Annotated in this window: 18 protein-coding genes; all 18 read right to left on the reverse strand. The window is 37.7% G+C overall.

Annotation, left to right across the window (positions count from 1 at the left end; genetic code table 11):
- Positions 1 to 87 precede the first annotated feature (87 nt).
- The 18 genes from hpf to AC0YOD_RS14525 all read right to left on the reverse strand — a co-directional run bounded on the left by hpf (position 88) and on the right by AC0YOD_RS14525 (position 14,144).
- A complete protein-coding gene (hpf, locus tag AC0YOD_RS14440; RefSeq protein WP_475800024.1) occupies positions 88 to 636 on the reverse strand; it encodes a ribosome hibernation-promoting factor, HPF/YfiA family in 549 nt (182 codons plus the stop codon).
- Between the two features lie 328 nt (positions 637 to 964).
- Positions 965 to 1,162 carry a cold shock domain-containing protein gene (locus AC0YOD_RS14445; protein ID WP_028559287.1) on the reverse strand — a complete coding sequence of 66 codons (198 nt, stop codon included), beginning with the start codon at positions 1,160 to 1,162 and terminating at the stop codon, positions 965 to 967.
- A 131-nt stretch (positions 1,163 to 1,293) separates the two neighbouring features.
- Positions 1,294 to 2,526 (reverse strand): flagellin lysine-N-methylase, encoded by a 1,233-nt coding sequence (gene fliB, locus AC0YOD_RS14450; RefSeq protein WP_475800025.1) that lies wholly within the window; start codon positions 2,524 to 2,526, stop codon positions 1,294 to 1,296.
- Between the two features lie 123 nt (positions 2,527 to 2,649).
- Positions 2,650 to 2,934 (reverse strand): hypothetical protein, encoded by a 285-nt coding sequence (locus tag AC0YOD_RS14455; protein ID WP_475800026.1) that lies wholly within the window; start codon positions 2,932 to 2,934, stop codon positions 2,650 to 2,652.
- A 25-nt stretch (positions 2,935 to 2,959) separates the two neighbouring features.
- The gene (gene fliS / locus AC0YOD_RS14460) at positions 2,960 to 3,367 is read right to left on the reverse strand and encodes a flagellar export chaperone FliS (RefSeq protein ID WP_475800027.1); all 408 of its coding nucleotides are present in this window, start codon (positions 3,365 to 3,367) and stop codon (positions 2,960 to 2,962) included.
- A 14-nt stretch (positions 3,368 to 3,381) separates the two neighbouring features.
- A complete protein-coding gene (fliD, locus tag AC0YOD_RS14465; protein ID WP_475800028.1) occupies positions 3,382 to 5,142 on the reverse strand; it encodes a flagellar filament capping protein FliD in 1,761 nt (586 codons plus the stop codon).
- A 16-nt stretch (positions 5,143 to 5,158) separates the two neighbouring features.
- Positions 5,159 to 5,536, reverse strand: a complete 378-nt coding sequence (locus AC0YOD_RS14470; RefSeq protein ID WP_475800029.1) for a flagellar protein FlaG — start codon at positions 5,534 to 5,536, stop codon at positions 5,159 to 5,161.
- 125 nt (positions 5,537 to 5,661) lie between these two features.
- The gene (locus tag AC0YOD_RS14475; protein WP_475800030.1) at positions 5,662 to 6,432 is read right to left on the reverse strand and encodes a flagellin N-terminal helical domain-containing protein; all 771 of its coding nucleotides are present in this window, start codon (positions 6,430 to 6,432) and stop codon (positions 5,662 to 5,664) included.
- Between the two features lie 204 nt (positions 6,433 to 6,636).
- Complete coding sequence (locus AC0YOD_RS14480) at positions 6,637 to 7,407, reverse strand: flagellin N-terminal helical domain-containing protein (RefSeq protein WP_475800031.1); 771 nt, start codon at positions 7,405 to 7,407, stop codon at positions 6,637 to 6,639.
- A 219-nt stretch (positions 7,408 to 7,626) separates the two neighbouring features.
- On the reverse strand, positions 7,627 to 8,397 hold the full coding sequence (locus tag AC0YOD_RS14485) for a flagellin N-terminal helical domain-containing protein (RefSeq protein ID WP_475800032.1): 771 nt from the start codon (positions 8,395 to 8,397) through the stop codon (positions 7,627 to 7,629).
- A gap of 222 nt (positions 8,398 to 8,619) precedes the next feature.
- The gene (locus tag AC0YOD_RS14490) at positions 8,620 to 9,390 is read right to left on the reverse strand and encodes a flagellin N-terminal helical domain-containing protein (protein WP_475800033.1); all 771 of its coding nucleotides are present in this window, start codon (positions 9,388 to 9,390) and stop codon (positions 8,620 to 8,622) included.
- 120 nt (positions 9,391 to 9,510) lie between these two features.
- Complete coding sequence (csrA, locus tag AC0YOD_RS14495; protein WP_475800034.1) at positions 9,511 to 9,747, reverse strand: carbon storage regulator CsrA; 237 nt, start codon at positions 9,745 to 9,747, stop codon at positions 9,511 to 9,513.
- Position 9,748: 1 nt separating this feature from the next.
- Positions 9,749 to 10,189 carry a flagellar assembly protein FliW gene (gene fliW / locus AC0YOD_RS14500; RefSeq protein WP_475800035.1) on the reverse strand — a complete coding sequence of 147 codons (441 nt, stop codon included), beginning with the start codon at positions 10,187 to 10,189 and terminating at the stop codon, positions 9,749 to 9,751.
- A 117-nt stretch (positions 10,190 to 10,306) separates the two neighbouring features.
- Complete coding sequence (flgL, locus tag AC0YOD_RS14505; protein WP_475800036.1) at positions 10,307 to 11,215, reverse strand: flagellar hook-associated protein FlgL; 909 nt, start codon at positions 11,213 to 11,215, stop codon at positions 10,307 to 10,309.
- Between the two features lie 62 nt (positions 11,216 to 11,277).
- Positions 11,278 to 12,807 (reverse strand): flagellar hook-associated protein FlgK, encoded by a 1,530-nt coding sequence (flgK, locus tag AC0YOD_RS14510; RefSeq protein WP_475800037.1) that lies wholly within the window; start codon positions 12,805 to 12,807, stop codon positions 11,278 to 11,280.
- 15 nt (positions 12,808 to 12,822) lie between these two features.
- Positions 12,823 to 13,320: a flagellar protein FlgN gene (locus AC0YOD_RS14515; protein ID WP_475800038.1), complete on the reverse strand. Its 498-nt coding sequence runs from the start codon at positions 13,318 to 13,320 to the stop codon at positions 12,823 to 12,825.
- A 25-nt stretch (positions 13,321 to 13,345) separates the two neighbouring features.
- On the reverse strand, positions 13,346 to 13,615 hold the full coding sequence (gene flgM / locus AC0YOD_RS14520; RefSeq protein ID WP_475800039.1) for a flagellar biosynthesis anti-sigma factor FlgM: 270 nt from the start codon (positions 13,613 to 13,615) through the stop codon (positions 13,346 to 13,348).
- 112 nt (positions 13,616 to 13,727) lie between these two features.
- The gene (locus AC0YOD_RS14525; protein ID WP_475800040.1) at positions 13,728 to 14,144 is read right to left on the reverse strand and encodes a TIGR03826 family flagellar region protein; all 417 of its coding nucleotides are present in this window, start codon (positions 14,142 to 14,144) and stop codon (positions 13,728 to 13,730) included.
- Between the last annotated feature and the right edge of the window lie 65 nt (positions 14,145 to 14,209).

The following is a 14,209-nucleotide window of genomic DNA, read 5'->3' on the forward strand; positions in this document are numbered from 1 at the left end:
AGACACCGCCGCAACGCGTCTATATGGAAAAGAAAAAGCCTTTCCCCATTAATGAGAAAAGGCTCTTCGTTTTAAGTATGATAGCTGCTAGCCCTGTTCAATTAATCCATACTTTCCGTCGCTTCTTTTGTATACAACATTTACCTCTGTGGTATCCACATTAGCAAAAACAAAGAAGCTGTGCCCTACCATATTCATTTGCAAAATCGCTTCTTCTACATCCATGGGCTTCAAGGCGAAGCGCTTGGTTCTAACAAGCTCCAGTTCGTCTTCCTCTTCATCCAACACGCCCACTGCTGAGCCGGTTTCTGCGAATAAGGAGTGTACACTGCTTGCTTGACGGAATTTTCGATTCACTTTCGTTTTATGTTTACGTATTTGACGTTCAAGTTTGTCCACCACTACATCAATGGAAGCGTACATATCCTCGCTTTTTTCTTCGGCTCTTAGCAAAACACCGATGAGCGGGATAGTCACCTCAACTGCATGTATTCCTTTGGTGACGGATAGTGTTACGTTAATGTCGGAGGCGACTGGTGTTTCAAAATACTTATCCAATCGACTGAGTTTTTTTTCGACGTAGTCTCTCAATGCGTCTGTGACCTGAAAGCGTTGACCTCGAATGTTGTAATTCATGGGGAACTCCTCCTTTACATACTCTTATTATACCATAGAGTGATGGGCAAATCAAAACTGTTTTCAATTTATTCGGAATATTCAGATAAATCATACTTAAGAACTAGTCTATTTCTATATTGTTTTTGTAAATAGCTTCTTTACTATATAATCATTTAAACCCATCTCAATGAATAGAATCATTCCTTGATATAATGAACTCCTTATCATCAATTAATTGCGAATATTTTATTTACATATAAACAGAAAAAAGCCCCGGTTTCCCGGAGCTTTGTGTTGTTTGCTTGGTCATTAATCTGTATTATAGGGTGGCCAATTGTCCAAATAATTACAGTTTTACTACGTTAGCTGCTTGTGGACCACGAGCACCTTCAACAATATCGAATTCCACGGATTGGCCTTCTTCAAGTGTTTTGAAACCATCAGTTTGGATCGCGGAGAAATGAACAAATACGTCGCCGCCTTGCTCAGTCTCGATAAATCCATAACCCTTCTCTGCATTAAACCATTTAACTTTACCTTGCATGTGCAAACATTCCCTTCATCTTCAAATACTGTGAGAGATCTCTTCGTATAACCCACAATTTGACTATAACACCCACTTAACGGAATTGTCAAACAATTTGTTGTAAGCGGATTCATCGTTAATGTAATGGGCTATTTGACGATCTCATTTTTAATTAAAAGTGATAAATGTCCCATGGTATCATATTTCTCTTCTTTAATTTGATTACAAACACTTTGTAGATAACCACTATTATGTTCGTAGTTTTTAGAAAAAGACTGCATAAATTTAACTATAAGTTCATCACTCAATCCTTTATGATGTTTAGCTATTCCAATTAGATGCATTTTAATTAGTGCAAAATTTACAGCCAACAATAGATACTGATCAAATATCCCTCTTTTTCCTGCTACGGGGAAAACGGTATGATATACATGATTTACAAGATAATTTTCTAATACATATTCATGTTGATTCATATAAGGTAAATAATACTCTGCATAACCCTTTGTATAATTAGCTATTATGCTCTGAGTATCTCCGTCTGAACTATTGATCCCGTCTATATAATCATTCAAACATTCTCTGTACCTAACGTTCCAAATTCCTTGTTCTGCACGATCCATAATGAGTTTATTTAGAAAAGTCAGTTGGAATTGTTGATTAACTGGAAAAATTTTGTAGTTTCTTAAATCCTTATCATTTTCCAATTGATATTTAAATTTTTCAATTTCATCTTTCACTGTTGAAAAATCGCCATTCTTCGTAACTTGATGGATTTGGTCGCAAAGCCATCCCAATATTAATACTCGATGAGATACTTCGAATTCTCTATTTTGTAGAATCTCAATAGCAGCAATCCGAACGTCCCATAAATATGTTGAAAACTCACCTTTTTCAGTAGATATCTTTCTATTCATTTGCATATTTTTCTTGCGTATTGGAACACTTTGAACAAATTCAATACCATCTGGATCAAATAACATCAATCTAGTAACCTCTGGACAAGATGGCGTCGCAGATACCTCTTGCACTCCGTCAATTTCATTGATTTTACGTGGATAAGTAGCACAAGTAGGACTTAAATAATCTTCTCCAAAGGTTGCTTGAATCGCACATAGACCACCACTCATCATCGTGCAATCACCAGTTTGTTGATCTAACTTCATCGAAGCATAATGGGAATCCGTAGCATTATTATTTACTTTTGTAACGCTTGCTTTAAAGCGTTGACGCCAAGTTCGATCGGGTATCTTTGTATACGTGTTATAACTCTTCTTATCTATTGATACATTCCAGAGTGCGCAGCATGTGTCTTCACATTTAGCTCCAATGCATTCAAATCGTTCCATATATTTTGGAATAAGTGCATATTCTTTTGACATATGATCCTCCTTATAATCCTGTTTGCTTCATATAGGTATCTTCTTCCTTTATCGGATTTCATTCTGAATAAAATAATAGAAGTCGCGTGGAAATTAATCCCAAGCGACTTCTATTATTTATTATTATTTTTTTTTATCAAAAAAATAGCTGCCTTCAGAATGCCCTTGATCGTATGCATTTTTTTGTATTCGAGAGATTTGGATTTTTTCAAGTCCAATGGAAGCTTCTTCTTTAAGTTCATTCATTCTTCCAACAATCTCTACATCATGTTTCAAAATTTCAGATAGTATTTTTCTATCCGTTTGAGGAATATTAGTACTGGCTTGAAGCGTATCTAGAACCTCATCACGGAGAGCGATTAACTCTTCTAAATCTTCTTCCGTTAGGACGCTTACATTTTCTGACATATACAGTGTAAGATCATATAGCTTACTAAGCGTCATACTCAGCACCTTGTCTCTGCTGAGTAATAGAAGGAGAACTTTTAATGACGTCCTTCCAGGTCTCCCTGAGTTCTTCAAGATAACCAAGCACTTCTTCAGCGCTCGATACCTCCTTCTTAATGTTAGCTTGGATTGTTAGATGCAACATATACTCATAAATTGCAATCAATTCTTTTGATACAGGAAAATCCATATTGAGAGAAGCAATAAGCTCATTAATAATGGATTGGCATTTTTGAAAATTATTATTTGCGTGCTCAAAGTTACCTGTTTGTACACCACTTATACCAGCTTTAATAAAACGGATAGCTCCATCATACAACATTATTATTAACTGTTCTGGTCCAGCTGTTTGGACAGATGCTTGCTTATATATCTGATATGGAGAATTAGTCAATGTAATTCACTCCTTTAACTCGAGAAACCCGCTAAACTAGATGACTGAGAATTAAACTTATTGATTGCCGTCTCCATTGCTGAAAACTGTTTATAATATTGCGTTTCATATCGGTTTAAGCGCGCTAACATGTTGCTCTCGTTTTGTTTCATATCACGTACCCGGCTACCTAGTAATGAGCTTTCTAATAATGTCCCACTCAGACTCGTACTAGTAAGCGATGTACCTGCTTTAGTGGCTAAGCTTTGTAACGACAGCATGGCAGATGCAGATATTTTTGCAAAAACACCAGACTCTTCACTAGTAGGCGAGACATCCGTTCCTCTCTTTGAAAACATAGCAATAAGCTTATCAGGATCGGCTTCTAGGGCATTTCGAAGATCGGATTCCTTCAGTACTAGTTTTCCTTTTTCAGTATAAAGCCCTGTAGAAATACCGATTGACTGAAAGATTTTCGAACCATCATCTCTAACTTCTCCTGTATCATAGCCGCCAACAAGTGAAGTCGTGGCAATACGCATATCTGAAACTAGTTTAGTTAAAATATCATCATTTTTAATGAGACCGCTTTTTGCTTTTTCTTCCCACTTCTTAATTTGACTTTCATCCATTTCTTCTCTTTGCTCGTCAGTCAAAGGTAGAAAGGTTCTGTATTTTTCCTCGGAGAGCTTTGCATGAATATTTTCAATTAAGCTATTATAATCATTAACGAACGATTTGATCGTGTCAATAATTTTATTAGTGTCGGTACTTGCGGTAATGGTTGTTGTACCATTCCCCCCTGAAACAGCCTTAGCGTTGAAATCAAAGCCATTTACATTGAAACGATTGCTTTCTTGCTCATAAGATACGCCATTAATACTCACTTTAGCATTCTGACCTTGATTAACTCCCACGGATGTCGCACTTTGTGAGATACCAGTTATAACAGGTTGCTTGTTTACACCAGTAGTAGTAGAAGCAATAACAAGCTTCCCAGATGCTGTGTCAAAACTTGCACTTGCTCCTGTAGAGGCATCAGCATTTATGGCTGCGGCAAGATCACTTAATGAAGCGGTTTTCAATAAACTAATCTCTTTTCCATTAACATTAATGACGACTTTGCTCGGATCACTGCCCTCTTGGAAACCTAATTGTCCTAAATTTCTTGACTCGTTAGGAGAATAAGAATAAGCAAGATTAGATAAGGTTGCGCCTTCAATTTTCAGTTTACCTATGCCTGTTTGCGTTGCTGCAATCGAGAATTGACCCGATGACTCGTTATAAACAGCTGTAGCTTTGACGGTAGAAGACTGCGTATTTATTGCTGCTGCTAAATCACTTAATGAAGCGGTTTTCAATAATGAAATTTCTTTGTCATTAATTTTAATGACAACTTGGGTTGGATCAGCGCCTTCCTGAAAACCTAATTCCCCTAAATTTCTTGTTTCATTAGCTGAAAATGTATATAAGCTGTTAGCCTGAGAAGCTAATTGATCTACATTAACAGTTAATGCCCCCGCAGCTGCAGATGTAGTACTATTAATCGAAATGGCATTTGTATTCCCGCTGAGTTCTGATTTTTTCGCATTAATCGAATCTGTTAAATTGTAGGATGACAGCTTATTATTTCTGAAATCAATAATTTTGCTGCTTATTTCTCTGTAAGTCTCTCTCTGATATTCTATAGATAACCTTTTCTGAACCATAGTATTATATGATGTCCGTTTGGCCTTCATTAGTTCTTTGACCATGTTGTCTATATCCATGCCTGACGCTAATCCTGTAATTCTCATTATCCACTACCTCCCTTTAAACTCTCTTATCGATTAGTATTCCGTTTATTTCCATAAATTTCGCTACAAGATCCAACGTCTTTTCCGGCGGAATCTCACGTATTAATTCACCTGTTTGTTTGTTTAGCACTTTGATTGTGATTACCTTAGTTGCTTCGTGTACTGAAATATTAAATGTCGTTTCAGGACCTTGAATAGCCTTTAATACGCGGTCAAGCGTTTTTACTACTTGCATGTCTCCAACCGAAACCTTTTCACCTTTCAATTCTGCTTGTTGCAAAGCATTAACTCTCGTTATACCTGAAATAGATCCTTCCATTGATGAAACTTGTTCCGTAACTGCAATTTTTTCCGGTTTATACGGTGATGACTGATTTGTCGAGGAAATATTCATAGACAACCCTCCAATTCCGTTGAAATATCTATTATTATTATCGGTATAATCTTAGGTCTTTATTAGAGATTCAACAAAAAAACAGCCTGCTGGTGTAATCAGCAGGCTGTTTTTTATAATGAAAATTAACGAAGAAGAGATAATACGCCTTGCGGCTGTGAGTTTGCTTGCGCAAGCATTGCTTGTGAAGCTTGAAGAAGAATGTTATTCTTCGTAAGTTCAACCATTTCCTTCGCCATGTCTGTATCACGGATACGAGACTCAGCAGCAGTAAGGTTTTCTACTGTTGTGCCAAGATTGTTAGATGTGTACTCCAAACGGTTTTGTGTTGCTCCTAATGTTGCACGCTGTGTTGATACACCTTCAATTGCTGTCTCAATAAGAGCAGTTCCCTTAGTGTTATCAAGCCCAGAGAATGCAGTATTAACAACTGCTTTAATTGTTATAGCTTGAGTAGAGTCATTCGAACGAATAGTAACATCGGCTGCCGTTAAACTAATTCCATTGAATTTTGTTTCAGTCATGATTAGATCGATTTGTTTACCCAATTCATCTAGCTCAAGATTGATATTAGCTTTATCAGCTGCTTGATATGTTCCGTTATCTTTTTGAACATTTAGTTCTTTCATACGTGTAAGCATGGAGCTTACTTCGTTCATTGCGCCCTCAGCTGTTTGTACGAATGAGATACCATCTTGTACGTTGCGTTGTGCTTGCTCAAGACCGCGAATTTGTCCACGCATTTTTTCCGATACTGCTAGTCCTGCTGCATCGTCTGCTGCACGGTTGATTTTAAGACCTGAAGATAGTTTTTCCATTCCTTTACCTGCTGCTGTGTTGTTAAGACCCATGTTGCGGTGTGTGTTTAAAGCTGTAATATTGTGATTAATACGCATTAATAATTCCTCCTTGAATTTTAAGTGATTTCCACATCCATGTGGTAAGCTATAATAAGTCTGACGACTCCTCAGCTTTAACATAAGTATCGACAAAATGATAAAGATAGTTAATAGTATATTTAAACTTTTTACTCGATTTGTATCTAGATAATCAAAAAGACAGCCTGCTGATATATAGCAGGCTGTCTTTTAATGTAAAAATTAACGAAGTAACGACAATACGCCTTGTGGCTGCGAGTTAGCTTGTGCAAGCATTGCTTGCGAAGCTTGCAGAAGAATATTGTTCTTAGTAAGTTCAACCATTTCCTTCGCCATGTCTGTATCACGGATACGAGACTCAGCAGCAGTTAGGTTTTCTACTGTTGTACCTAGGTTGTTCGATGTGTATTCCAACCGGTTTTGTGTTGCTCCTAGTGTTGCACGTTGTGTTGACACACCTTCAATACCTTTTTCAATGTTTGCTAGAGATGTACCCTTAGTTAGACCTGTAAAAGTAGCATTATCAACTTTAGAAATTACTATCGCTTGAGTAGAGTCGTTCGAACGAATGCTAACGTTTGCTGCAGTAAGACTGATACCATTGAATTTTGTTTCAGTCATGATTAGATCAATTTGTTTACCCAATTCATCTAGTTCAAGATCGATATTAGCTTTATCAGCTGTTTGATATGTTCCGTTATCTTTCTGAACATTTAGTTCTTTCATACGTGTAAGCATGGAGCTTACTTCGTTCATTGCGCCCTCAGCTGTTTGTACGAATGAGATACCATCTTGTACGTTGCGTTGTGCTTGCTCAAGACCGCGAATTTGTCCACGCATTTTTTCCGATACTGCTAGTCCTGCTGCATCGTCTGCTGCACGGTTGATTTTAAGACCTGAAGATAGTTTTTCCATTCCTTTACCAGCCGCTGTGTTGTTAAGGCCCATGTTACGGTGTGTGTTTAAAGCTGTAATGTTGTGATTAATACGCATTAATAATTCCTCCTTGAATTTTAAGTGATTTCCACATCCATGTGGTAAGAAGTATTAGATCATTAGATCTAATCAACTATATTATAATTATCGGTAGCTAAGTAATTATAGTTTATAGTTTGTGAATTTTTTTCTTTTTTACCATTAATTTTGTTGAGGGATAAATCTATAAAAAAACAGTCTGCTGATATAATTAGCAGACTGTTTTTTAAGAAAAATTTAACGAAGTAACGACAATACGCCTTGTGGCTGCGAGTTAGCTTGTGCAAGCATTGCTTGCGAAGCTTGCAGAAGAATATTGTTCTTAGTAAGTTCAACCATTTCCTTCGCCATGTCTGTATCACGGATACGAGACTCAGCAGCAGTTAGGTTTTCTACTGTTGTACCTAGGTTGTTCGATGTGTATTCCAAACGGTTTTGTGTTGCTCCTAGTGTTGCACGTTGTGTTGATACGGCTTCAATTGCTGTTTCAATAGCAGCAGTTCCCTTAGTGTTATCAAGTGCAGTGAATGCAGTATTAACAACTGCTTTAATTGTTATGGCTTGAGTAGAATCATTCGAACGAATAGTAACATCAGCTGCCGTTAAACTAATTCCATTGAATTTTGTTTCAGTCATGATTTTGTCGATTTGTTTACCTAATTCATCCAACTCAAGGTTAATATTACCTTTGTCTGCAGTTTGATATGTTCCATTATCCTTCTGAACATTCAACTCTTTCATACGTGTAAGCATGGAACTTACTTCGTTCATTGCACCCTCAGCTGTTTGTACGAATGAAATACCGTCTTGTACGTTGCGTTGTGCTTGCTCAAGTCCACGGATTTGTCCACGCATTTTTTCAGACACTGCTAGACCTGCCGCATCGTCTGCTGCACGGTTGATTTTAAGACCTGATGATAGTTTTTCCATTCCTTTACCAGCCGCTGTGTTGTTAAGGCCCATGTTGCGGTGTGTGTTCAAAGCTGTAATATTGTGATTAATACGCATTGTTATTTCCTCCTTGAATGTCTCAAATAGTTTCCCACATCCTTGTGGTAAGTGAATCTAGGTCATACGACCTAAAAGTTCACAAATTAGATATCGGCAGAAAACAGAAAAAGTTTATAGCTTTCTCGAACTATTTTTATTCTAATTTCCATTCATCTGATTTGAGAGGAGAGAAAAAAAAACAACCTGCTGTTATAAGCAGGCTGTCTTTTAAATTGAAAATTAACGAAGCAATGACAATACGCCTTGCGGTTGTGAATTTGCTTGTGCAAGCATCGCTTGCGAAGCTTGCAAGAGGATATTATTTTTCGTAAGCTCGACCATTTCCTTCGCCATATCTGTATCACGAATACGAGACTCAGCGGCAGTAAGGTTCTCTACTGTTGTTCCTAGGTTGTTAGATGTATACTCTAAACGGTTTTGTGTAGCACCTAATGTCGCACGTTGTGTAGATACACCTTCAATACCTGTTTCGATTTCAGCCAACGTTGTATCTTTATCCAAAGTTTTGAAAGTAGAGTTATCTACTTTAGAAATCACTATTGCTTGAGTAGAATCATTGGAACGAATACTAACATCATTAGTAGTCAAATCAATACCATTGAACTTTGTTTCTGTCATGATTAAATCGATCTGTTTACCCAATTCGTTAAGTTCAAGATCGATATTATCTGTATCAGCTTTTTGATATGTTCCGTTGTCCTTCTGAACATTCAACTCTTTCATACGTGTAAGCATGGAACTTACTTCGTTCATTGCACCCTCAGCTGTTTGTACGAATGAAATACCGTCTTGTACGTTGCGTTGTGCTTGCTCAAGTCCACGGATTTGTCCACGCATTTTTTCAGACACTGCTAGACCTGCTGCATCGTCTGCTGCACGGTTGATTTTAAGACCTGATGATAGTTTTTCCATTCCTTTACCAGCCGCTGTGTTGTTAAGGCCCATGTTGCGGTGTGTGTTCAAAGCTGTAATATTGTGATTAATACGCATTGTTATTTCCTCCCTGAATTATAATGTTTTGTCCCACATCCCTGTGGTAAGCATATTGAGACCATCCTCACAAGCTCTAATTATATTATCGGAATTTTCATCTAATTGTTTATAGTTAATCTAACTATTATTAATCTTTTTAAATTGATTTTTTAATTCGTTAGCAGTTATGCTGGAGCTTCCTGCATATAAATTCATATTTTCAACTGAAACATAAAGCTCTTTGCGTAATATCCCAACGTCCCCAGGAGCCTTAATGCCTATTTTAATACTGTCCCCCATTACTTCCAAAATGCTAATTTCAATGTTGTCTCCTATGAGCAAAGACTCACCCTTTTTTCTTGTTAAAACTAGCATTTCATTCTCCCCCTGACGATAAATTCTTAGCAAACAACCGTTGATGAATGGAATACGTGCTATTAGGCAATATGTGCTGTATGCCTGTCTTATCTATTTTATTAATAATAATTGGAGCCGCAAGGTTCATCGTAGCTGCAGACAGTTCTCCCTGTACATTGACTATATTATAAACTTGAATATTTTCACTACTATTTATGTTCATTTCGTCCATCAATTCTCCAGACAGTTCAAATTCATACTCCGGGAAAAAATCAAAAGGGGAAGCAATAATAAACGCCAAAGAAGGCTCATCCAAAGATTGCAGATATTGAAACGGGCTATCTTCAATTTCTACGATTATATATTTTTTATACTCTATAAATCCAGGTATTCCACTAGAAAATATCACTATTTGTTCTTTATTACATTCTAATTCTCCAAATCGGGTTGTTTGAATCAATATGTTCACGCTCCAATGAGTTAATTAATAAAAGAAGCTATAGCATCGTTACCGATCCCATAGCCTCGTTTTTACACCTTACTATTATATCAATTATATAAATAACTATATGTTGTTTTAGCGTAAGAAATCAACCAATGATCTGCTAATTACCTTTGCTCCTACTGATAGTGAAGCCTCATAAATAGCTTGACTAGTTGTCGAATTAATAAGAACTTGCTCCAAATCAGCATCTTCTACCTTCGACTGCATATCTGTCAGGCTGAGTTTAAAGTCTGCTAGTCTGGCTTGCATCAACTCTACTCGATTAGTCTTTGCACCAATTTGGGCACGAGCATTAAGCATCTTATCATAGCTGTTTTCAACATTTGAGATTTCAGAAGATATACCGCCATAGTTTCCATTCGTCAATGCAGTCGTAATACGATCAAGAACAGCAAATACATTATCAGGTGAATTCGCGTCTCCGAATACTTGATTACCAGTTAGACTGATACCTACAGTTACATTCGTACCAAGCGCATATGCGACTTGACCAGTATCCGTTGAAACGGTTTTAGCGTCAAAGAGAGGATCGGTTGTATCATATGGCATTTTATCAAACGTTTCTCCATTAAAAATATATTTACCATTCATTTTACTATTGGCAATATCGACAAGTTGATTTTTAAGCTCTGCTAATTCACTTTTAATTGCGTCGAGTGCTTCTTGTGGATTCGTACCGTTTCCAGCCTTTGTAGCTAGTTCTTTCACACGCTGCATAACGTCGCCAGCTTGACTAATTACAGAATCTGTAAAATCTAGCCATGAGAGTGCTTGATCGGTATTTTTCTCGTATTGCTCGTTTTCTGCTAATTCCGAGCGATAACGAAGGGAGTACGTAATACCAACCGGGTTATCTGATGCTTTATTTAATTTCAGCCCTGATGATGCTTGTTGCTGAATCTCTGCCATTCTATTTAAGTTGTTGTTTATATTCCGAGTAAGCTGAGAATGCATCATACCTTGCGTAATTCTAAGCGCCATAACAGATCCTCCTTTAAGTTCTAGTACTTATATTCGAAAAAAACTATATGAATTCAACTTACTTAACGACCTACTGTTCCTGTGCCATTAATCAGTTTATCAAGCATTTCGTCAAAAGTAGTCATAAAGCGAGCGGAAGCTGTATAAGCATATTGGTATTTAATCATATCTGACATTTCCTCATCCAAAGATACACCGCTGATGGACATTCTGCTGCTGTTCACTTGAGCCAGTTGTGCTTCGGCATTAGCATTTTCACGCGTAGCAGACTGACTTTTAACACCTAATGCTCCAACGACTGCGCTATAGAAATCACCTACAGTAGCACTCTTTACAGTACCTCCAGAAGCTGTATCATCAAAGGTAAACTTCTTATCTGATAACTGTGACATTAGCAAGGCTAAATCATTATTCCCTCTTATTACAGAAGTTACACCGTTACTTGTCGTTGTACGCATAGATGAAGCAATATTATTTGAATCATTGGAAATCTTCTGATTCAATTGAATACTAGCAGCTGTAATACTAGTTCCGCCGTTCTTTATGGTAAAAATATCTTCGCCTACAGAAGCAGGGTCTGACAAGGTATACCCCAGCTTATGAAGGCCATTTATCCCTTTTACCATCATTTTCTGATCAGCCGTTATTGGCGCAGTCGTACCTGGAAGAATGGTTCCAGCAGGAATAGTAACTTCAAACTCACCGTTAGCAATAGTATTGGCTAGTGTATCTAGTTGTTTAACAAAATCTGAAACATCTTCTAAAGACACAAACATACCGTGTATTTCTCCGCCGGTCAGCGTTCCTGAGGCATATGCAGTTCGCAAAGTGTTGGCGTTAAAAGGTGTTGATAGCCCACCTTCTACCAAAGGCGCTCCGCCCATCGTGATGGAGTATCCATCATTCGTTTCTGTCACTTTTATATTGACTATCTTTGATAACTTATCAGTAAGAAGATCTCGCTGATCACGCAAATCATTCGCATTATCACCAAGCATTTCAATGTTTTTTATTTGATCATTAAGAGAAGCAATTGAACTCATCATCGTATTCGCTGATTCTGCTGTTGTTTCAATGGTCGTATTTAAATCGGCATCCAAGTCCGATAATTGCCCACTTAAAGAGTTAAACGTATCGGTCAGCGCTTGCGTGCGCTCGACTAGAATTTCACGAGCCGTAACATTTTCTGGATCCTTGCTTAAATCTGACCAGGCGCTCCAAAAGTTTGATAAAACTGTACGAATACTCGTATCTGACGGTTCATTAACAAATGATTCTAGCTTACTAAGCGTATCTGTCTGAATAGAAGTGCTTCCTGCGATATCCGATTGTCCGCGGTATTGTGCATCCAAGAAAGCATCTCTTATACGTGTAATGGAAGTATACTCTACACCCGTTCCTATTTGACCAGGCGCTGTTGATTTGGACATGCCGTAAGCTTCAATAGGTCTTGTCGCAACCATTGTAACCTTTTGCCTTGTATAGCCTTCTGTATTTGCATTCGCAATGTTATGGCCCAAAGTGCTCAGTGCAACTTGCTGCGTAATTATGCTTCGCTTTGATGTTTCTAATGAATGAAAAGTTGAACGCATTGTTTCATCTCCTTATCATGCTCTTGAATCATACATCATCTTGCGTTTATTACCAGACATTTGATTCATAGGATGCTGATAAGTAACATCTTCATTAGGATCGTCCATCATTAAATCGATCGAAAAATTAATGAACTCTAACGACTGCTGAATTAATTGCTGGTTCAAGCCATTGACTTGCTTAAGCTCTAACAACACGCCTGTTAATGTATCATGCATGTCCATTAGCATCTGCTTTTCTTCTGAGTTGCTAACTGACTTAATAAGATCAGACAACAGCCCGCTGCGGTAACGAAAGCCGATATCTATAAAATATCGTGCGGTCATCAGCATTCTGTTTTGCTCTAAAAGTTCAGCTTGTCCCGTTAGTATTTTTTCCTTCTGAGTAACTACATTAAGCTGAACGACATCATTTACTAAAATCAGCGGCTTCTTGCTCACTTCCAATTCAAGAAGCTGCTGATAAAGCTTATGCTGCTGTTGAAGCGTATCTATAATCTTCGCGATAGACATGCTGCGTCACCTATCCTTACTTCTATTAATTATCTTTCAGGTATGGCAACAGCTTCTCTGCAATCTTGCCCGCTTCCACATGGTAAGTACCCGATGCAACTGAATGCTTCAACTGCTCGATTTGTTGCATTCTCTCCGCACTGCTCGCTTTACTAGTAGATAGCATTTCTTTGGCTGCGTCTGAAATTTGGACCTCGTCCTTTTTCCGTGTCTTGTTCGTTTCACTCAAGCGAGACTCATTTTGTTTATGATAGGAATTCAGTCCGCCTATACGATTCGTTTCATTTATTTTCAATTTATCCACCTCATTATTTACGGATAATAAAAAAAGCCGATTACCTTTACAAGTATTATCGGCTTCGCTTATGTGAAATTTTATAGTCAAGTAAATATTAGCATGATTTCATTTATTTGTTTTTATATTGATCTAACCCTTTATAGACGCCAGATTGAGTTTGCGAACTCTTTTCTCCCTGTTTCCTCGACAAATCATCCAGCATTTGACTCCTGTCTTTATCGAATCGTTTACGACAGCTGTCACAGATATGGTTCTCACGAATTAGGGTGCCGCAAGATTCACAAGGATAGGACATATTTGGCGCATTTACCATAGAAATACGACCTTCACGAATAAATTTTGTGATTTGTTTGATTGAAACACCGGTTTGATCGGAAAGCTCCGTAATAATGGCACCTTTGAATTCACGTAAATAGTCCGCGCAAAGCTGATACTCTTTATCAATATCCCTCATGCACACCGGACACACATCTCTAAAGTTTTTAGCAAAAAGCTTTCCGCAACGAGGACAATTATCTAAATTCATCACTCTGCGCCCCCTTTTATTATGAAATCAAATCCAGCTATTAGTCCCATTCTAATCGAAAACGA

Source organism: Paenibacillus sp. J31P13 (genome assembly GCF_056269295.1).

Bases quoted from the DNA above. Each gene is read 5' to 3' on its own strand.
- hpf (WP_475800024.1), bottom strand. From the start codon at position 636: ATGAATTACAACATTCGAGGTCAACGCTTTCAGGTCACAGACGCATTG.
- AC0YOD_RS14445 (WP_028559287.1), bottom strand. From the start codon at position 1,162: ATGCAAGGTAAAGTTAAATGGTTTAATGCAGAGAAGGGTTATGGATTT.
- fliB (WP_475800025.1), bottom strand. From the start codon at position 2,526: ATGTCAAAAGAATATGCACTTATTCCAAAATATATGGAACGATTTGAA.
- AC0YOD_RS14455 (WP_475800026.1), bottom strand. From the start codon at position 2,934: ATGTCAGAAAATGTAAGCGTCCTAACGGAAGAAGATTTAGAAGAGTTA.
- fliD (WP_475800028.1), bottom strand. From the start codon at position 5,142: ATGAGAATTACAGGATTAGCGTCAGGCATGGATATAGACAACATGGTC.
- AC0YOD_RS14470 (WP_475800029.1), bottom strand. From the start codon at position 5,536: ATGAATATTTCCTCGACAAATCAGTCATCACCGTATAAACCGGAAAAA.
- AC0YOD_RS14475 (WP_475800030.1), bottom strand. From the start codon at position 6,432: ATGCGTATTAATCACAATATTACAGCTTTAAACACACACCGCAACATG.
- AC0YOD_RS14480 (WP_475800031.1), bottom strand. From the start codon at position 7,407: ATGCGTATTAATCACAACATTACAGCTTTAAACACACACCGTAACATG.
- AC0YOD_RS14485 (WP_475800032.1), bottom strand. From the start codon at position 8,397: ATGCGTATTAATCACAATATTACAGCTTTGAACACACACCGCAACATG.
- AC0YOD_RS14490 (WP_475800033.1), bottom strand. From the start codon at position 9,390: ATGCGTATTAATCACAATATTACAGCTTTGAACACACACCGCAACATG.
- csrA (WP_475800034.1), bottom strand. From the start codon at position 9,747: ATGCTAGTTTTAACAAGAAAAAAGGGTGAGTCTTTGCTCATAGGAGAC.
- flgL (WP_475800036.1), bottom strand. From the start codon at position 11,215: ATGGCGCTTAGAATTACGCAAGGTATGATGCATTCTCAGCTTACTCGG.
- flgK (WP_475800037.1), bottom strand. From the start codon at position 12,807: ATGCGTTCAACTTTTCATTCATTAGAAACATCAAAGCGAAGCATAATT.
- AC0YOD_RS14515 (WP_475800038.1), bottom strand. From the start codon at position 13,320: ATGTCTATCGCGAAGATTATAGATACGCTTCAACAGCAGCATAAGCTT.
- AC0YOD_RS14525 (WP_475800040.1), bottom strand. From the start codon at position 14,144: ATGAATTTAGATAATTGTCCTCGTTGCGGAAAGCTTTTTGCTAAAAAC.